At 65.5% G+C, this 18029-nt stretch carries 17 protein-coding genes; 4 read left to right on the top strand and 13 right to left on the bottom strand.

Features of this window, described 5'->3' with window-relative positions; genetic code table 11:
• Positions 1-9: 9 nt before the first annotated feature.
• The 12 genes from BAMB_RS07135 to BAMB_RS07080 form a co-directional block, all read right to left on the bottom strand.
• Positions 10-1791 carry a TadG family pilus assembly protein gene (locus BAMB_RS07135; protein WP_127456351.1) on the bottom strand — a complete coding sequence of 594 codons (1782 nt, stop codon included), beginning with the start codon at positions 1789-1791 and terminating at the stop codon, positions 10-12.
• 95 nt (positions 1792-1886) lie between these two features.
• Positions 1887-2219 carry a DUF3613 domain-containing protein gene (locus BAMB_RS07130; RefSeq protein WP_011656712.1) on the bottom strand — a complete coding sequence of 111 codons (333 nt, stop codon included), beginning with the start codon at positions 2217-2219 and terminating at the stop codon, positions 1887-1889.
• 23 nt (positions 2220-2242) lie between these two features.
• Complete coding sequence (locus BAMB_RS07125; RefSeq protein WP_011656711.1) at positions 2243-3130, bottom strand: tetratricopeptide repeat protein; 888 nt, start codon at positions 3128-3130, stop codon at positions 2243-2245.
• A gap of 24 nt (positions 3131-3154) precedes the next feature.
• Positions 3155-4168, bottom strand: a complete 1014-nt coding sequence (locus tag BAMB_RS07120; RefSeq protein ID WP_011656710.1) for a type II secretion system F family protein — start codon at positions 4166-4168, stop codon at positions 3155-3157.
• Positions 4169-4172: 4 nt separating this feature from the next.
• Positions 4173-5141: a type II secretion system F family protein gene (locus BAMB_RS07115; RefSeq protein WP_011656709.1), complete on the bottom strand. Its 969-nt coding sequence runs from the start codon at positions 5139-5141 to the stop codon at positions 4173-4175.
• Positions 5134-6498 carry a TadA family conjugal transfer-associated ATPase gene (locus BAMB_RS07110; protein WP_011656708.1) on the bottom strand — a complete coding sequence of 455 codons (1365 nt, stop codon included), beginning with the start codon at positions 6496-6498 and terminating at the stop codon, positions 5134-5136. The genes BAMB_RS07115 and BAMB_RS07110 overlap by 8 nt, the downstream gene beginning before the upstream one ends.
• 3 nt (positions 6499-6501) lie before the next feature.
• Positions 6502-7782 carry a fimbrial protein gene (locus BAMB_RS07105; RefSeq protein WP_011656707.1) on the bottom strand — a complete coding sequence of 427 codons (1281 nt, stop codon included), beginning with the start codon at positions 7780-7782 and terminating at the stop codon, positions 6502-6504.
• Between the two features lie 45 nt (positions 7783-7827).
• The gene (locus BAMB_RS07100) at positions 7828-9162 is read right to left on the bottom strand and encodes a type II and III secretion system protein family protein (protein WP_011656706.1); all 1335 of its coding nucleotides are present in this window, start codon (positions 9160-9162) and stop codon (positions 7828-7830) included.
• A gap of 64 nt (positions 9163-9226) precedes the next feature.
• Positions 9227-10132 (bottom strand): Flp pilus assembly protein CpaB, encoded by a 906-nt coding sequence (gene cpaB, locus BAMB_RS07095; protein WP_011656705.1) that lies wholly within the window; start codon positions 10130-10132, stop codon positions 9227-9229.
• Positions 10133-10220: 88 nt separating this feature from the next.
• A complete protein-coding gene (locus tag BAMB_RS07090) occupies positions 10221-10691 on the bottom strand; it encodes a TadE/TadG family type IV pilus assembly protein (RefSeq protein ID WP_011656704.1) in 471 nt (156 codons plus the stop codon).
• Positions 10688-11188, bottom strand: coding sequence for an A24 family peptidase (locus tag BAMB_RS07085; RefSeq protein WP_011656703.1), 501 nt, complete (start codon positions 11186-11188; stop codon positions 10688-10690). The genes BAMB_RS07090 and BAMB_RS07085 overlap by 4 nt, the downstream gene beginning before the upstream one ends.
• An 80-nt stretch (positions 11189-11268) precedes the next feature.
• Complete coding sequence (locus tag BAMB_RS07080) at positions 11269-11433, bottom strand: Flp family type IVb pilin (protein WP_011656702.1); 165 nt, start codon at positions 11431-11433, stop codon at positions 11269-11271.
• 663 nt (positions 11434-12096) lie between these two features.
• Between BAMB_RS07080 and BAMB_RS07075 the strand changes: the two genes are divergently transcribed.
• The 4 genes from BAMB_RS07075 (at position 12097) to BAMB_RS07060 (ending at position 17450) form a co-directional block, all read left to right on the top strand.
• Entirely contained in the window at positions 12097-13680 is a 1584-nt protein-coding gene (locus BAMB_RS07075; RefSeq protein ID WP_011656701.1) for a collagen-like triple helix repeat-containing protein, read from the top strand.
• A gap of 40 nt (positions 13681-13720) precedes the next feature.
• On the top strand, positions 13721-14992 hold the full coding sequence (locus tag BAMB_RS07070) for a collagen-like triple helix repeat-containing protein (RefSeq protein ID WP_011656700.1): 1272 nt from the start codon (positions 13721-13723) through the stop codon (positions 14990-14992).
• Positions 14993-15137: 145 nt separating this feature from the next.
• Positions 15138-16823 (top strand): ShlB/FhaC/HecB family hemolysin secretion/activation protein, encoded by a 1686-nt coding sequence (locus tag BAMB_RS07065; RefSeq protein WP_011656699.1) that lies wholly within the window; start codon positions 15138-15140, stop codon positions 16821-16823.
• 165 nt (positions 16824-16988) lie between these two features.
• On the top strand, positions 16989-17450 hold the full coding sequence (locus BAMB_RS07060) for a DUF2147 domain-containing protein (RefSeq protein ID WP_011656698.1): 462 nt from the start codon (positions 16989-16991) through the stop codon (positions 17448-17450).
• Between the two features lie 99 nt (positions 17451-17549).
• On the opposite strand, the gene BAMB_RS07055 is transcribed toward BAMB_RS07060, so the two are convergent.
• Positions 17550-17990, bottom strand: a complete 441-nt coding sequence (locus BAMB_RS07055) for a transposase (RefSeq protein WP_127456353.1) — start codon at positions 17988-17990, stop codon at positions 17550-17552.
• Positions 17991-18029 lie beyond the last annotated feature (39 nt).

Here is an 18029-nt window from a genome sequence, read left to right as displayed (position 1 = left end):
CTTGCTTCTCTAATTACTGACAGTTTGCGCAGCGCCGCAGGTCAGCGACATCTGATGTACCGTGGCGGCACCGAGCTGGACGCCAAGCAGATCGAGCAGTGGATCGATGATACCGTCCAGCGCGCTCAACAGCGGGCTCAAAACACCGGTCAGGACCCCTAGCAGTTTCGGAACAAAATCCGCTGTGAGCGGGACGGTGACGAATCCGAACAGCAGCTCCACTTTCGGTGTGATCGTGGCCGAGCTCAGGCCCGCCAATGCATTGCTCACGGCTGAACCCAGCGCATTCGTGTTGGTGGTCCAGTAGTAGGACGGATCGCTTCCGCCCCGCCCGTAAAACGTATTGGTCGCCGTGTTGCCGGCCAGCGCCACCGACACATTGGAGACGGTCGCGGACACCTCGACCGCGCCCGCCAGTACCTTCACGTCTAGCACCGTGGCGGGCGTCGAGCAGCTGTAGGTCGCCGGCAGGTTGAGCAGGTTGCCGCTGAGCGGCGGCTGGCCGATACATAGATTCGCGACGCTCGGTTGCGCGCTGATCGTGGCCGAATTCGGCGAGGTCCGGCAATTGGTCGACAACAGCGTTGCGCTGCCCGCGCCGAGCTGCACGTAAAGCGGCAGATACACGTTCGCGGACGCCACGACCGGCAGCGGATTCACACCGAGGTCGACGAGGAGATAGACGCCGATCTGCGCATTCGTCGCGACCGTGCGCCACGCGCCGGTCGCGTCCTTCCCGCCTTCGCCCACCGCGATGGTCGGCGGGCTGATGACCTGCACCTGCAACTGCGCGATCGATACGGAAGTGCCGTTCGGCAGCGCAAGCGGCACATTCGCGCCGATTACGACGCCCGGCTTGCCGCTCTGCGAGATCTGCGCCATCGCCATCACGAGATCGAGCACGTTCACGGTCGCATCGGCCGCCGCCTCCGCATTCGCGAGGCCGAGCGTGAGCAGCGACGTGGCACCCTGTCCGGTCAGGCGCGCGACGTTGATGCTGGTATTGCTGAGCAGGCTCAGGTTGAGGATGTTGTTCAGTGCGCCGGTAGCACTCGACTGCAGAGCGGTGCCGAGGGTGGTCGTCTTCCCGACTGCCGCCACCGTCGCCTTGAGCAGCGTGCCGACCGATGCCTGCGCATTCACCAGCCCGCCCATCGTCCCGTTGCCCACCGACAGCGACTGCAGTGCGACGGCGATATCACCCAGCTTGACGTTCGCGCAGGCAAGGCCCTGATAGGACGCAAGATTGAGCGTCAGCGGCGTACCGCCCTGGCCTTGCAGCAGCGCGCCCAGCAGCGCATTCACCAGACCGGGATTGCCGGTCGGCACACCCGAGCAGCCGACTCCACCGACGGCGGCCAGCGTCGCGCCGATCGAGAACGTGTCGATGTTGGTCGCCTTTGCGGTCGACGTGGCGATCACGGTGCGCGTCGGTCCGAAGAAGAAATACGGCATCGACTTGGAAATCGTGACCCGGACCGCATTCAGCTGGGTGAGCATGGGAACCGATGTCTTCGACGAATAGAAACTGCTCGACGTCCCGGTGGCAGTCGGTGCCCAATAACCGCAATCGGCCGACAGGGTCGTGGTGCCGCCGACGGAAAAGCCGTTCGTCGACGCGTTGCTCGTGGCCACGCTCGTCACGTTCGCACACGCATCGTCCAGCCGCTGGACCGCCGCCAGCGCCGCGAGATCGGCGACGCGCTGCATGTCGCGGCGGGCCAGGAAGACGTTGCCGATGTCGACCGAACCGAGAATGACCATCGCCAGCAGTATCCATACGGACGCCATGACGACGACCGCGCCGCGCTGTCGCCGCGGCGCGGCGCGCCCCCGTCCGGTCACTCGATTCGATGAATGGCGAGCCGCGATCATTACCGTCCCGCTCAATACGATTGCATGGAATGCTGTCCGCCGGCCCCGCCGCTGCCGTTCGCGTTGACCGGCGACCCCATCGACTCCGGAATCTTGTGCTTGAACGAATCGAGATAGCGCTGGTAGCTGAGCGACGCGGTATCACCCAACATCGGCAACGCCGGTCCGGCCGCACGGTTGTCCCGCTGCAGCGCGAGCAGCGCGTCGGTCGCATGGCCGACTTCCGCCGCCGACGGCATCGACTCCTGGCAATGTGCCGCAGTCGCGGCCCCCAGCAATGCAACCACTGTGATGCCGCGATGCAGCCCTGCAAGGCGTCGATTGAAACGTTTGTCGTTCGTCATGTCACTTCCCCCCGAATGCCTTGTCATTGTGCGAACCGTTGCAGCAACGGCGCGGTGGGATCGAATCCCTGAATGTTTGCGACGGGCGACGGCCGCCGCGAGACATCGGCGCCCGACACGTCGACGACGCTGCCCGAGCCGACCGGCGTCACCGTCGCGACCGAGGCCGATGGCGGTGCCGCGCGGCGCCACGCACGCGCTGCCGCCGTGATTTTCATCGCGTCGCCGCGGATGTCGTTGCGCACGTCGGCCGACAGCTTCTGCTGTGCCATGAGCCGCTGCGCGTCGCGCGCACGGCCGGACGCGAGCAGGTACAGCACCAGGTTGCTGATGATCTTTGGATTGTTCTGGTCGAGTTCAGCCGCCTTCATCAACGGGATGCGCGCACCGTCGATATCACCGCCGCGCAATTTTGCGTAGGCGAGATCCGACAGCGTCGCGGCATCGGTCGGTGCCAGCACCGTCGCCTGCGCCAATGCCTGCGCGGCGCGCGGAAAATCGCCCGCCGCACCGGCGATCAGCCCCAGCCCGCGATACCCGCGCGACGCCAGCGGCGTGTTGAGCAGTTGCGTATAGACAGCCGTGCTCGCGGCCGGCTGGTCGGTCATGCGCAACGCATCGGCGCGCAGAAGGATGGTCTGCGGTGACGCACCGTACTGCTTCTCGTACGCATCGATATGCGCGAGCGACGCGTAATACAGTCCTTGCGACTGCATCCGCTCGATCAGGCCCAGATACATGCCGGGCGTATCGGGTGCTGACTGTTTCTGGGCCGCGGCGTCCATCAATGCCGCACGCTCGGCTTGCGGGCCAACACCGTACCCGCTTTCCTTGAACGCCGAACACGCGCAGAGCAGGCCAGCCATCGCCACCATGCCGGCCACTTTCGCGACTTCATCGATGCGTTTCATTTTCCGTCCTTTCCCTTCCCTGCATCAGTGCTGCGCCTGGTTCAGCGCACGCAACACCGAAATCATCCCCGGCCCGGCCGTCACGATCAGCAGCGCGGGCAGAAGCGTCACGATCATCACGCCCGTCATCTTGACCGTCAACCGACCGATGCGCTCGCGCAGCATCGCGCGACGGGCCTCGCGCAAGCGCTCGCCGAACTGCTTGAGCGGCTCCTGGACCGCGCCGCCGTGCTTGTCGACCTGTATCAGCAATCGCACGATGGCGCGCAGATCCTCGTTTTCAAAGCCCGAAGACAACCGCTGCAACGACTGCTCGCGTGTTCGCCCCGCCGCGAACTGCCGTTGGGCGATTTCCATTTCCGACGAGAGCACGGGCATCATGCCCTTGAAGTCGTTGGTGACGACCTGAATACTCTGATCGAGCGACAGGCCAACCCCTTGAAGCAGACGCAGCATGTCGACCAGCAGCGGCAACTCGTCGGTCACCGCTTGTCGACGCTTCGCGGCACGGCGCCTCAGGTAGAGCTTCGGCACCATGAATCCGACGATGAACGAAATACCCACGCCCAGCCACCACTGCGTGCCACTCACATGCGGCCCGACCACGCCGATGTATGCGAGCGGAATGACGATCGAGCAGGCGATCCGCGCACTCAGGAACAAGCCGCGCGTGCGCGTATCGACAAAACCGCATTGCTCGAGCAGCAGCCGATCCTCTTCGGCCACGACCAGCCGACCGACACCGGTATCCAGCCAGCGCATCCCGAACACCGACAGACGTGCCTGCATTTGCGCGAGTCGCGACGGCTGACCGGGTGCCTGCCGGCCGGCCGGCTCCTTCCGCAACGATTCGTCCGCATCCTGGGCCGCCCGCCCGCTCGCGGCCGCCAGCGCTGCAAGCCGCCGCTCGAGTGCGTCGGTCAGTGTCCGGCCGCTGCGCGATTGCGCATGCGCGCTGCGGATCGCGAGCAGCGCCAGCAACAGGATGCCCAGCGCCCCAAGCACCAGTGCGAGCGAACCAAGTTGATTGGCTGTCATGCCGTCACCTGAGTTTGGCCATGTGATAAAGCCAGATCCCGCCCGCTGCCTGCAGCATGAAAGCGAGGACCAGCAACTGGCGACCGGTGTAATCGTTCCACATCGACTGGAGGTAGAGCGGATTGGTCGCGATGACGAAGCTGCCGATCGCGATCGGCAGCATGACGAGCACCCATGCAGACAAACGCGTTTCCGACGACATCGCCTCCAGTTCCCGCTCGGCCTGTTCGAGGTCGCGCATGAACGTCGACATCCGGTCGAGCATGATGTCCGCGCGACCGCCGTACCGCACCGACAGCCGCAGCACCGACCCGACCAGTTCGAACTCCTTCGTGTGGTACACGTTCGCGATATGCATCATCGCGCGGTCGATCTCGACGCCCGTGCGCAGCATCCTCGACACATGGTCCAGGCAGCCGCGCAATGGCGCCTCGGTGGTCTGCAGCGCGGCCTGGAACGCGGCCGGCACGCTATTGCCCAGCGTCACCAGCCGCACGATGCCGTCCAGAAACGACGGCAACTGACGAACGATCATCTGGCGCCGCCGATGTATGCGCGACACCAGCCAGAACACGAGCAGCGCGGCGCCGCAGACGAGCGCGGCGATGCCGCCGAGCCAGCCGCCCCGATCGCCGGCGGCAAACGCCGCCCCGGTCAACGCCAGCAGCGCAAGCAGCGCCTTGCCGCGCGCGTCCTCGATTCCCGCGCGGCTTGCCACGTTGGCGAAATACTCGGTCGCGACGGCACGCCAGCGTGCCCATTGCGAAGCGGGCACGCCGGCTGACGCGCGCGCCGCGGCGGGCGCCGCCGGCCGGGCTTGCTGCTGACGCACACCGCCCGCTCGCGCGCCGGGTTCGATCCGGCTGTCGATGAAGCGCTGCACGTCGGCGCGATCGCGCTTCATCTCGCCGTGCCGCCACAGCATCAGCGCGGCGGCCACGAGCAGAAGCGCCATTGCCAGCACGCTATACATTGAAACCCCCGCCGCCGCGGCCGAATCCGCCGCCGAATCCGCCACCGCCGCCGCTACCGCCGAAGCCGCCCTGCAGTGTCTGACGGAAGCGGGCGAGCTTCGGCGAGTGCGGATGAATGCCGAGCGATTCCCAGGTGTCGACTTCTTCGCCTTCGGGCGTCACGCGCGCCTCGTAGCGATACAGTTCCTGCGTCGCGATGATGTTGTCCGACAGGCCGGTTACCTCGGTAATCGACAGGATCCGGCGCCGGCCGTTGGACAGACGGCCAATCTGCACGATGAAGTCGATCGCGTTCGCGATCTGCCGGCGCAGGCTCGACTCGGTGCCCTGGAACCCGGCGAAGCCGGCCAGCATCTCGAGACGATAGAGGCACTCGCGCGGCGAACTCGCATGCACGGTTCCCATCGAGCCGTCGTGGCCCGTGTTCATGGCCTGCAGCATTTCGAGCACCTCGCCGCCGCGCACTTCGCCCACGATGATCCGGTCCGGGCGCATCCGCAACGTATTGCGCAGCAAATCGCGAATCGACACGACGCCGGTGCCGTCGAAGCCACCGGGCCGGCTTTCGAGGCGCACGACATGCGGGTGATTCAGCGACAGTTCGGCCGTATCCTCGATCGTCACGACGCGTTCCGGCTCGGGAATGTGGAACGCGAGCGCATTGAGCAGCGAAGTCTTGCCCGAGCTCGTGCCGCCCGACACGAGGATGTTGCAGCGAGCCTCGACCGCCGCCTCGAGCAGCGCGCCGAGCTCCGCATTGAACGTGCCGTTGCCGAGCAGATCGGCCGGCTTGAGCGGATCCTTGCGGAATTTCCGGATCGACACGACCGGCCCGTCGATCGACAGCGGCTCGATCACCACGTTGACACGCCCGCCGTCCGGCAGGCGCGCATCGACCATCGGATTCGATTCGTCCAGGCGTCGGCCGATCGGCGCAAGGATGCGTCGCACGATACGCAGCAGGTGCGCGTTATCGGTAAAGCGGATCGGCAGCTTGGCCAGGATCCCGTGGCGCGACACGTAGATGTCGTTGTAGCCGTTGATCAGGATGTCCTCGACATGCGGATCGGCGAGCAAGTCCTCGATCGGCCCGAACCCGGCAAGCTCCTTGGTCAGCGCCTCGGCAATCGTCCTGACCTCGTTCTCGTTGAGCGGGATGCGCCGCAAACGCACGAAGCTGTCGATTTCCAGGTCGACGAACTGGTTGATTGCCTGGCGCGACCAACGACCGAACTCGGCCCCCAGTTCCTCGATGCGCGTCAGCAAATGTTCGTGCGCGGCATTCTTGATGTCATGGAACTGCTGCGACTGGGAGAACGGCGCGGCGCCGTCCGCAAATTGAATGTCGTGTGCCATCGCTTACGAACGCTTGGACGAAGGTTGAATGAAACGCTTGAGCACGGACAGGCCCGAAGCGGCGCTCTTTGCCGGCGCCACCGTGCCTGCCAGTCGCTCCGCGAGCGGCTCTAGCGCACGCACATACGGGTCGCGCTCGGCCATGTCGACGATGAGTCGCCCCTGGTTGGCCGCCTGCCCGATCGACACGCGCCGCGCAGGCAGCGTCGCCAGCAACGCGATGCCGAGCCGGTCTGCGATCTGGGCCGGCGTCAGGCTCAGTGCCGCGTCGTACTGGTTGACGACGAGACGCATCTTGCCGAGGTCCATCCCTGCATCGCGCAGCCCCTCGAGCAGATCGACCGCGGAGACGATCGACGCGACGCCCTGATCGCAGACCAGCCACGCCTCGTCGGCAACCGCCGCGATCTGCGCGACGAACTCCAGGTTGGTAAAGCCGCCCAGATCGACGATCTGCTGATCGAAGAAGGCGCGCAGCCGGTTCAGCAGGCCGACGCAGGCCGCGTACGACACGTCGCGCAAATCGGCGAGGTTCGGCGGCAGCGTCGTCAACGCGACGCCGCTCGCGTGTCGTGCGAGGGCCGTGTTGACGAAGGTCCGGTCGATGCGGCGCAGGTTGCGCACGGCCTCGACAAAATGGAATTCGCAACGCGTGTTGAGAAAGAGTGCGCTATCGCCCGCCGGCAGACCCAGATCCACGAGCGCCGTTTGCCGGGCATGCGGCGTGGCAACACCGAAGGCAGGCGCGTCGCCGGCGACGATGCCGGCAGCGCCGCGCTTGTGCAGCCATACGGCGAGATTCGATGCGAGCGTACTCACGCCCATCCCGGCGCGCGCACCGAGCAGCGCGACCAGCTTGCCGTGGCGATTGGCCGGTTCCGCGCCGGCGTGCTCGAGCAGTCCGCGCGTGATACGCAATGCGTCTTCCGCGCTGCCAGAAACGTCGATGAAATCGCGCACGCCGGCCCGGAGCGCCGCGAGCGCGCTTTCCGGCTGCGCCAACGTACCGAGCGCGACCACCGGCAGGCTCGGATGTGCAAGACGCACCGCCGCGGCGGCAGCACTCGCTTCGGCCTGGGCACGGGAAAAATCGATGAAGACGATCGCCGGGTTGAGCCCGAGGATGCGCTGGGCCAGCGCGCCGGGCTCCAGCGATACCGCTTCCACCATGCCGGCCGAGACGAGCGTATCCCGCAGCCAGCGCAGATGCTCGTCCTGGTGGGATGCGCATACAAAATAATCAGTCACGGCGGGCTCAGCCAATGAAAGGGTTCTCGCGTTCATGTTGAATACCCCCGAATCCGTATCGCGCGATGCCGCGCCGTGCGGTCATTTCGAAAATCCCGGCGCGGCATCCGGCGACGCGATACCGCCAAGATACGAGCGCCAGACAGGCCCGTCGCGCTGCTCGGACAGCTCACCCGGCGTCGCCGGCAGCGGTGCGCCCTTCGCGATCGGCGCCACCAGATGCGGTGTCACGATGATCACCAGCTCCTTGTCGTTCTGCTGGTAATTCAACGATTTGAAGAACGCACCGATGATCGGCAGATCGCCCAGGACCGGCACCTTGCTGATGTTCGACATCGTTTCGCGGTCGATCAGGCCGCCAATCACGAAGCTCTCGCCATCGCCCAGTTCGACCGTCGTATCCGCGCGCCGGGTCGTGATGGCCGGCACCGACACGCTGTTGATCGTCACGCCGTGCTGAAAGTCGAGCTGACTCGATTCGGGCGCGACCTTGAGCGCGATCCGGTGCTGGCTCAGCACGGTCGGCGTCAGCGTGAGACCAACGCCGTACTGCTTCCAGTCGATCGCTGTCGAGCCCAGTGCCTGCGGCACCGGTACCGGAATTTCGCCGCCTGCGAGAAAACTCGCGCTCTGGCCCGACAGCGCTACCAGCGTCGGCTGCGCAAGCACGCGGGCCAGGTTGTTCGCTTCGAGAATCGAAATATTGCCGAAAATGCCGCGGCCGGCGGAATTCACGACCAGGTTGAACGCCGACGCAATCGGAATGCCGCCCGTCGCCGCGAAGGCCGACGTCGCGCCGCCCGTCACGGACTGAAGACCGCCCGGCGAAAACGCACCGAACGCGAATCCGTTGCTCTGCTTGAAGAAGTTCAGCCCCGCTTCCTTCAGCACCGAGCGGCTGAATTCGACGACGCGCACGTCGACCTGCACGACGCTCCGGTTACCGACCGTCGACGCATCGATTACCGTGCCGTCCTTGCCACCCATCCGCTTGCCGACGGCCACGGCCCGTTCATGCGCGTCGAGCGACGCGGAGGAGCCGGACAGGACCGCGGCTCCGCCGTATCCCTTGACCTTCGGCGCCGAACCATCCAGTGCCGCCTGAGCGGCCGCATCGACGACATTGACGTTCCACACCGTCGGCTCGTCGCGGCCCCGCTCCCACAACAACACGTTCGTCGAACCCGGTGCCTTCGCAACCAGCAGTACCGATCCGGCATGGCTCCCCTTCATGACCAGCACGTCGACGACGGCGGGATCGCCAACCGCGATCCGTTGCAGCGTGCGGCCGGCAGCGACCTGTCGTTGCGAGCCGACCGCAAGGTCAATCGACGCGTTTGTACCGGCAGCCTCCGTCAGGACACCAAAGGTCATGGCCCAGATAGCAATCGCGTATGCAATCAGTTTGTTTGTCATTGTGTCGGGGCCGTCGCGCGGCCTTCTCTGTTCCGTAGCTGCTGTCGATGATCGTACGTTGATGTCAATAGGCAACCGTTTCGGCACGCCCGCCACGAATGACTTCGATACTGCTGCCGCTCCCCCGGGCCATCACAGGCGCGCGCGGGACAACCGGCGCGCGGGGTGTAGCACGCGCACGCCCACCCGACAGGTCGTCCAGCCATACGCCGCTCGCGGCCTGCGCCGACGGCGTCGCGCCCCCGCCCCCCGTACGAACCGCGACCGTCTGTGTCGCGATTTCGGTGTCGCGCGGATTGCGCAGCGCGAGCGTCAGACGACCGCTTGCCTCGGCGAGCGTGAGCGCATCGACCTGTGCGGTCGGCACGGCGAGCACCGCGGTCCGTACCGCGCCGCCCGGTCCGCCACCGCCGTCGCGATCGGAGGTCGCATCGCCGAACGACAGCACACGGACCCTCGACAGCAGCAGGCGCGCCTGCGTAGCGGGAATCTCCGAATTCACTTGGGCGCCGCCGGATCCGTCACGCCGCAGATTCAGGAACACGTCGACAAAGTTGCCGGGCCGCAGCCGGTTGCCGACCGCGTTCGATTCGTCGACCTTCACGGCGACGGCACGCTCACCAAGCGCCACCTGGTCGGCCAGTCCGGAGGTCAACGCGCCTTCGAGCACCGGCGCTGCGGCAAGAATGTCGTTCGCCGGCACGCGACCGACAAGGGCCGTCGGATCGCTGAACCCGCCAGTCGGCATCATCGGCACCTGTGCCAGCTTCAATGCATCGGCGGGAATCGGCTGGCCGGCCGGCAGCACGCGCGCGGCCACGACGAGCGGCACCGATTGCGCCGCGACGGTCGGCGTTGCCACAACCGGCGGATGAGCCGGCGCGCGGCCAAGCGTCCATGCATAGATCCCGAGCAGGACTGCGATTGCGATCAGCAGCCCGGCGATGATCTTCGTCAAGTTGTTGGCCATGGTGAATGTCGGTGCCGTAGATTGATGTTGTTATGTTCGCGCGTGGACACCGCTGTGTGCATGTGACCCGCTGTGTATGCTGCCCGGCTCATAGGATGGTTGCCGGATTGATCTGGACGGTGGCCGTGCCGGTAAGCTGCGCCGGCGTGACGAGACCCAGCAACGGCAGCGACGGAACCAGCGGATGCGCCTGGTACGGATAGGTCACCGTGACTGTCACGCAATACATCGCCGGGTCGTAGCTGCAGGCTCCTGATACCGGCGTGGGGATCTGGACATGGGCCAGCCATGACGTGAGGCCGGCAGCCGTCGTCTTTGCCGCGCTCGCCCGGTCCGTCAGCGCCTGCGAGCCCGAACCGTTGGCCTCATACACATAGTTCAGTGCCGAACGCGCGCCCTCGGTCGCCGCAAGCGTGAGGCTCTGCTGAACCGCGAAAATGAGCCCGAAGGTCACGATCGCGTACAGAATCAGGAAAAACAGCGGAAATACCAGCGCGAATTCGACGGCAGTCGCTCCTCGCTCCCTCGAGCACGCGGCCGGTCGATACTGACGTTTCATCGCCCGCTCCAGGTAACGACCAGATAGCCCAGCCAAATGGCCGCGGGAACGACGAGACACGCCGCGTACGGTGTCGAGCGCCGTCCGGCGAGCGCCATTGCCGGCAATCCGCGCACCCATAACGCGCCGAGCGGCGTGCGAGTGAGCAGCATCAATCCCAGGACGTGCACGCCGGCGGCAAGGCTGGCAATCACCCACAGCCAAAGCAATATCGGCAAACCGCACCACGCACCGAGGACCGCGAATACCTTGACGTCCGCCGCACCCATGACGCGCATCGCAAAAAGCGGGAAGAAACTGACCAAACCGACCAGCATGCCGATCAATGCCTGCCCGGTTGAAATACCAAATGGATTTGCGTGTATCAGTGAACTGACGAGCGCAGCAGTGCCTCCGCAGATGACAAGCGAATTCCGAACGAGCCGAAATCGAATATCACCGGCAGCAACGAGAGCGGCCCAGGCAAAAAAAATGCTGGTGCTGAGGAGATGTGCCATATCGCGAACGACTGCGCATGCCGATGTAACGGCGAGCGAGCCGCGACCGCGACTCGCTCGCCCCCAACGAACCGCAATGGTTAGGGCAGCGAACTGGCAATCGTGGAGAACAGAGCCGCGATCTTCGTGCCGATGGTCGTCACGCTGGTAATGATCAAGGCCGCAATCAGACCCGCAATCAGCCCATACTCGATCGCGGTCACCCCGTCTTCTTCCTTGAGGAAGCGCTTGATAAGTGCTTTCATTTTTTAATTCCTCGTGCCTGTATGTACGTTTTTTGGCCTTTTATACGTTGTACATCCCCGTATATCTGGCCCGTGCCCCGCGCCGTTCGTTATCTGCGTAACGACAAGCGGGTGCGCTTTCTTTATATGTCACCCCGAGGGGTGAGTATCACAATTTGATGGAAGTTAACATTCGCGATAGTGCCCCTCCTCGAACGTCGTGTACCAATCCGTACATTTCCTTACATCTTCTCCGGATTCTATATCCGTTCCTATTTAAGTTCCAACCTCTTTCAGGACGGGTCGAAAAAACTTTCCGAGAGCACAACGCATTTGTACGGCGTTTCGGTACGACTTACACATAGGATTTACGATAGGTTAGACGTGCACGCCTAATCCACCAGTAAAACAACAGACCGCCCGCGGGGCCTGTACCGGCCCTACGTTACGCCGCACGCGTAACGCCAATGTTGTGACGTTACGTTACGAAGCGACCGAAACCGTTCTCATCTGACGGCTTTTAAACAGTTTCAACAATCTTTCAATTTCCCCAAATTCCTTTTCCGACAAGGAATTGCGTCGTTTAAAACCAATCGTCGAGCCGACGGCTCTCGAAATGGCACGACAGTTGCAGAGTAATCCTCGCAGCACTCAACACAACATCAGCTTCAATGCGAGGACGAAATGGACATTCAGGTTATCCCTCATGGCATGCTTCGGACGACTATGATCGCGGCCACCGTGGCAGCCATGCTTTCCCTCTCCGCGTGCGGCGGCTCGGGTTCCATCAGCAAGGGGATCAGCGGCGGCTCCGGTTCCGGCGGCAGCGACTCGATCTCCACGTCGGGCGGCGGCACGTCGGGCGGCACGTCCGGTTCGACGAGCGGCGGCACCTCGGGCAGCACCAGCGGCTCGACCAGCGGCAGCACGAGCGGTTCGACGAGCGGCAGCACCAGCGGAACGACGAGTGGAACGTCCAGCGGTACGAGCGGCACCTCCGGTGTGTCGGCGAACCCGGTAGGGAATGTCCTCGCACAAGGCGGCAACGTCATCACGAGTCTCGGTGGAACCGCGTCGGGCCTCGGCAGCACCATCGCGAACCAGTCGCTGCCCGGCGTCGATCCGGCCACGACGCAGGCCGCCGGCGGCATCATCCAGTACGTCGGCGGCGCGGTCACGGCGCTCGGCACTGGCGTGGGCGGCGGCCTCGGCCAGCTCGGTGCGACGAAAGACCCGGTCGGCGTCACGGTCTCGAGCACGGGCGGCGTCGTCAACCAGCTCGGCGGCGCGGTCACGCAAACAGGCAACCTGGTCACGAGCCTCAGCAGCGGCCCGCTGTCGCCGCTCGCCCCCGTCACCGGCGCCGTCGGCGGCCTCGTGACGCAAGTCGGCAACGCGGTATCGAACGGTGGCACCACGCTGTCCAACGCGCTGTCGACCGGCCCGATCCAGCAGATCACGCAGACGGTCAGCTCGGCCATCACGCCGATCACGACGATGGTCGGCCAGACGACGCAGACGATCGGGACGGCCACCGGCCTCGGCGCGCCGGTCAACACGCTGCTCGGCACGATCGGCAACGGCCTGAACCAGGGCGGCGCGCTGATCGCCTCGACGGGCGGCAACCCCGTCACGACCGGCCTCGGCAACACCGTCTCGTCGACCGGCAATACCGTCAAGGCAGTCGGCGGCCTGCTCACGGGCAGCACCGGCGGCGCGACCAACCCGCTCGCCCCGCTCACCGGCCTCCTCTCGACGGTCAGCGGCCCGCTCGGCGGCGCAACGGGCGGCACGAGCGGCGGCCCGCTCGCTCCGGTCACCGGCCTCGTCTCCACCGTCACCGGCGCACTCGGCGGCGCAGCCGGCGGCACCAGCGGCGGCCCGCTCGCTCCGGTCACCGGCCTCGTCTCCACCGTCACCGGTGCACTCGGTGGCGCAGCCGGCGGCACGAGCGGCGGTCCGCTCGCTCCGGTCACCGGCCTCGTCTCCACCGTTACCGGTGCACTGGGTGGCGCGGCCGGCGGCACGAGCGGCGGCCCGCTCGCCCCCGTCACGGGCCTCCTCTCCACGGTCACCGGCGCGCTCGGCAGCGCAACCGGCGGTGGCAATCCAATCGCCGCTCCGGTCACCGCAGTCACCAGCACGGGCGGCGCACCGTCACTGAGCGGCACCACGGGCGCCGTCACGAACTCGGGCTCGGGTTCGAATCTGCTCGCACCTGTCACGTCGCTGATCGGCGGCCTGCTCGGCGGCACGCGCGGCAAGTAATCAGACATCCATTCATCGACAAGACAGCGAGGAGTCCATCATGTCCCAGCAACGTTCCTTCACGACAGTCGCGCCGCGCCAGTGGCGCATGCCCGTCACCGTATTCGCCGCTGCGTGCCTGCTGGCCGCCTGCGGCGGCAACAGCGTCAGCACGCCGCCGACCGCCAACAACGGCGGCGGCTCCAGCGGCACGAGCGGTACTACCGGCACGAGTGGCACCAGCGGTACGGCGACCGGCACCAACGGCGTTGTCAGCACGGTCGGCCAGACCGCGACCGACCTCGGCAGCACTGTCGGCAACATCAGCGTGCCGGGCCTCGGCGACGGCGTGACGAAGGGCGTCGGCAGCACCATCTCGAGCACCGGCACGATCGTCGGCGCGGCCGCCGATGCGTTGAGCAACGGGCTGGGACAGACCGGCACGATCAAGGACCCGGTCGGCACGACGGTCGCCGGCCTCGGGAACGTCGTCGGCGCGACGAGCAACACCGTGTCGGGGCTGAGCTCGACGGTCAAGGCGCTCGGCACCGGGCAGCTCTCGCCGCTCGCCCCGGTGACGACACCGGTCGGCACCGTGCTCGACACCGTCGCCAACGGTCTGACGGCCGCCGGCACGACGATCGGCTCGACGCTGTCATCGGGCGCCGTGCAGCAAGTGACGCAACCGCTCAGCTCGGCAATCACGCCGCTGGTGATCACCGCGGGTCAGGTCACGCAACAAGTCGGCACGACCACGGGCCTCGGTCAACCGGTATCGGGCCTGCTCGGTCAGGTCGGCGGCGCGATCAGCTCGGCGGGCAAGCAAGTGGGTAGCACGTCGAATCAACCGCTCGTCGGCGACGTCGGCCAGCTCGTCACCGCGGTCGGCAACACCGTGACGAACGCGGGCGGCCTCGTGAACCCGAACGGCCCGAACGGCGCGGCACCCATCCCCGGCCTGATCACGAGCCTCGTCGGCGGCTCGACCACGGCCGTTCAGAACGGCTCATCGTCGGGTTCCAGCGCGACGAACCCGCTCGGCGGCCTGCTGTCCGGCCTCGGCTCGACGCCGCTCGGTTCGCTCACGGGCGCCGTGGGCGGCGCGACGGGTGGCGCAGGCGGGGCAAACCCTCTCGCGCCGGTCACCGGTTTGCTGAATACTGTCACCGCAGCAGTGGGTGGCGCGGCGGGATCCGGGGCTTCGTCGAATCCGCTCGCGCCGGTCACGTCGCTCGTCGGCGGGGTGTCGGGGACGGCCTCGTCGGGCGGCTCGACGGGCCTGCTGGCGCCGGTAACGGGGCTGCTGGGCACGCTGGGTAGCGTCGGCAAGTAAGGAGGACGGTCGCGCCTTTGCAGCCGGAGCAGGAGGCGCGGCCGTACAAAACACAACCGGCGATGCGGCACGCGGCGCACGACACCCGAATGTCGCGCGCCCGCATTAGAACGAAGACGAAAAGAAAGGCCTACGAGGAAGAACAATGAAATCCAGATTCGATACATGGATGATGCTGCTCGCCATCGCAGCAGCAGGCACGGCACAGGCACAGACGCGCGCAGCAGGCAACCCGCTCGATTCCCTCCCCCAGATCAACGCGCCGAAGAAAGGGCCGAGCGTCACCGTGCAGGTCGCGCCGCAGGCACCGCAGTTGCAGGAGCTGCTGTCGCGGCACGTGACACCGACAACGTTCCAGGTCGAAGGCGTGAAGTCGGTGCCGTTCGACGAAATCTCGCGTCGCTTCACGCCCCTCGTCGGCAAGGACATCACGATCGGCGAGCTTATCGAAACCGCCAACGGCGTGACCAAGCTGTACCAGGATCGCGGCTATGCGCTGTCGTTCGCGTTCATTCCCGCGCAGACGTTCGAGAACGGCGTCGTGCGCGTCACGGTCGTCGAAGGCTACGTGTCGGACGTCAAGGTCACCGGCAAGCCCGGCGCGATGGAATCGAAGATCCGCGCGATCGCCGCGCACATCACGGCCGATCGCCCGCTGCGCCGCGCGACGTTCGAACGCTACGTGAACACCTTCGGCCTCCTGCCCGGCGTCACGGTGAAGGCCAACGTGCCGCCGCCGCAAACGACCGACGGCGCGACGACGCTCGAACTCGCCGTCGACCGCAAGGCATTCAACATCAGCACCGGCATCGATTTCAATCACCCGGGCGTCCAGGGGCTCATCACCGCGACCGAGAATGGCCTCACGTCGTTTGGCGAGCAATTGAGCATTTCCGCACTGGTGCCGCCCGGCCGCGACAAGCAGACCTACGTCGCATTCAGCGGCGCGGTGCCGGTCGGCAGCAGCGGCCTGGTCACGCGCCTCGACGCCAGCACGTATCGCGGCAAGCCGACCGACAACCCGGGCCTGCCGTCGACCGTCGAGCGGACGGTCAAGAACGAGAAGCTCGGTCTTTCGGCATCCTATCCGTTGCTGCTGAACAACCAGCGCAGCCTGCTCGGCACCGTGTCGGGCTATGCGTCGCACAACGAAGACCGCTACCAGAACACGATCACCGGCAACAGCATCGACACGCGCTCGCAGGTCCGCGTGCTGCAGATGCAGCTCGACTACACGAGCGTGTCGGCCAAGCAGGTTCAGAAACTCAGCGTCAACGTCGCGAAGGGCTTCAACATTCTCGGCGCGTCGAAATCGCAGGACATCACGATCGGCTCGAACACGACATCGGTGGACAGCCCGATTTCGCTGACGTTCGTGCGCACCGGTGCGACCTTCACGCAGACCAACGAATGGCCGTTCAAGATCGGCACGTCGGTGTCGCTGACCGGCCAGTACAGCCCCGATTCGCTGCCGACGTCCGAACAGATCTCGTTCGGTTCGACACGCTATGCGCTCGGCTACCAACCGGGCGAAACGTCGGGCGACTCGGGATGGGGGATGTCGCTGGAGGTCAATCGCGCCTTCACGCCGGGCTGGACGTACATGAAGTCGATCACGCCGTACATCGCTTATGACAGGGCACGTGTGTACCTGCATACGGGCACGCCGTCGCCGAGCCGCTTGTCGTCGGTCGGTATCGGCGTACGGTTTTCGGACAGCCGCTACTACAGTCTCGACCTGAATATCGCGAAGCCGGTCGGCGATGCACCCGTTGAAAGCGCATCGCGCAGCCCGCGCGTGAATGCCGCGTTCTCGTATCAGTTGAACTGATCGGTCACCAGACAGCGCGCGTCTCGCGGGCTGTTTGGATTAGAGCCCCCTCTATCAAACGCAGCGCGTCGTTTCACGTATTCTGGGAAAGCTCGCAACATGCCACGCCCCATGCAGGCGGTCGTGCGGGCGAATCGAACACGACATGAAACAAGGAGGAAGACAATGATTCAACTGACCCGCCCGTTGCGCGCACTGGCCGTCGCAAGCGCACTGCTCGCTTGCGCCGCCCCCACCTACGCGCAGGCCGACAACCCCGTCGGCATGTGGCAGACGATCGACGACAACACGCATCAGCCGAAGGCACTCGTGCAGATCGCCGAAGACGGCGACGGTACGCTGTCGGGCAAGGTCGTCAAGGGCCTCGGCGCCAACGACACGCCCGATCGCCGCTGCACCGCGTGCACGGACGAGCGCAAGGATCAGCTCATCAAAGGCATGACGATCATCAAGGCGATGAAGAAGGACGGCGACCACTGGGACGGCGGCAACATTCTCGACCCGGAAAACGGCAAGGTCTACAAGTGCAAGATGTCGCTGGCAGACGGCGGCCAGAAGCTCGTCGTGCGCGGCTACATCGGCGTATCGCTGCTCGGCCGGTCGCAGACCTGGGTTCGCGCACAATAACGCGACGCGCGTCGATACGCGCGATGCAATGAAAAATCGGCCTGCGATGTAGTCAGGCCGATTTTGTTTGGGTGCGTGCGTGAATGAAACCGGGCGACATCACGCTGCGTGCTTCAGCGTATCCGACGCATAGCTGCCCGGTGCACGATACACCGGCGCCGCGGCACCCCGCGCCTCTGCCGCCTTCGATTGCGTGTGCTTGCGCATCCGCGTGGACAGTTCGTTGCACAGATTCACGCCTGCGTCGCCATACAGCTCACGCATCACTTGCATCAACGTGCCGGTCTCGTGCCAGACCTTAAAGCGGCGATGGCATGTCTGATATGAAGGGTAACGACGCGGCATCGCGGACCAGGTCGCGCCGCTATAGATGACCCATAGAACGCCGTTCAGGACGGCGCGCGTGTTGGCCAACGGCCGGCCGCGCAACTCGGTGCGCGGCTGCATTTCGGGCAGAAGCGGCACGACGCAGTGCCACTCGTGGTCGGTCAGATCGCGATACGGTGTCATGGATATCTCCAGCCTTAGGAACCATGACACAACGATATCGGCCGACTTCAACGATGAATATAAGACAAG

Origin of the sequence: Burkholderia ambifaria AMMD (genome assembly GCF_000203915.1) — a bacterium.
In the GTDB taxonomy this organism is placed as follows: Bacteria; Pseudomonadota; Gammaproteobacteria; order Burkholderiales; family Burkholderiaceae; genus Burkholderia; species Burkholderia ambifaria.
Note: the sequence above shows the minus strand (reverse complement) of the source record. Positions and strands in the feature narration are given on the sequence as shown.

Coding starts and splice junctions, on each gene's coding strand:
- BAMB_RS07135 (WP_127456351.1), bottom strand. CDS start 1,791: ATGGCGTCCGTATGGATACTGCTGGCGATGGTCATTCTCGGTTCGGTC.
- BAMB_RS07130 (WP_011656712.1), bottom strand. CDS start 2,219: ATGACGAACGACAAACGTTTCAATCGACGCCTTGCAGGGCTGCATCGC.
- BAMB_RS07125 (WP_011656711.1), bottom strand. CDS start 3,130: ATGAAACGCATCGATGAAGTCGCGAAAGTGGCCGGCATGGTGGCGATG.
- BAMB_RS07120 (WP_011656710.1), bottom strand. CDS start 4,168: ATGACAGCCAATCAACTTGGTTCGCTCGCACTGGTGCTTGGGGCGCTG.
- BAMB_RS07115 (WP_011656709.1), bottom strand. CDS start 5,141: ATGTATAGCGTGCTGGCAATGGCGCTTCTGCTCGTGGCCGCCGCGCTG.
- BAMB_RS07110 (WP_011656708.1), bottom strand. CDS start 6,498: ATGGCACACGACATTCAATTTGCGGACGGCGCCGCGCCGTTCTCCCAG.
- BAMB_RS07105 (WP_011656707.1), bottom strand. CDS start 7,782: ATGAACGCGAGAACCCTTTCATTGGCTGAGCCCGCCGTGACTGATTAT.
- BAMB_RS07100 (WP_011656706.1), bottom strand. CDS start 9,162: ATGACAAACAAACTGATTGCATACGCGATTGCTATCTGGGCCATGACC.
- cpaB (WP_011656705.1), bottom strand. CDS start 10,132: ATGGCCAACAACTTGACGAAGATCATCGCCGGGCTGCTGATCGCAATC.
- BAMB_RS07090 (WP_011656704.1), bottom strand. CDS start 10,691: ATGAAACGTCAGTATCGACCGGCCGCGTGCTCGAGGGAGCGAGGAGCG.
- BAMB_RS07085 (WP_011656703.1), bottom strand. CDS start 11,188: ATGGCACATCTCCTCAGCACCAGCATTTTTTTTGCCTGGGCCGCTCTC.
- BAMB_RS07080 (WP_011656702.1), bottom strand. CDS start 11,433: ATGAAAGCACTTATCAAGCGCTTCCTCAAGGAAGAAGACGGGGTGACC.
- BAMB_RS07075 (WP_011656701.1), top strand. CDS start 12,097: ATGGACATTCAGGTTATCCCTCATGGCATGCTTCGGACGACTATGATC.
- BAMB_RS07070 (WP_011656700.1), top strand. CDS start 13,721: ATGTCCCAGCAACGTTCCTTCACGACAGTCGCGCCGCGCCAGTGGCGC.
- BAMB_RS07065 (WP_011656699.1), top strand. CDS start 15,138: ATGAAATCCAGATTCGATACATGGATGATGCTGCTCGCCATCGCAGCA.
- BAMB_RS07060 (WP_011656698.1), top strand. CDS start 16,989: ATGATTCAACTGACCCGCCCGTTGCGCGCACTGGCCGTCGCAAGCGCA.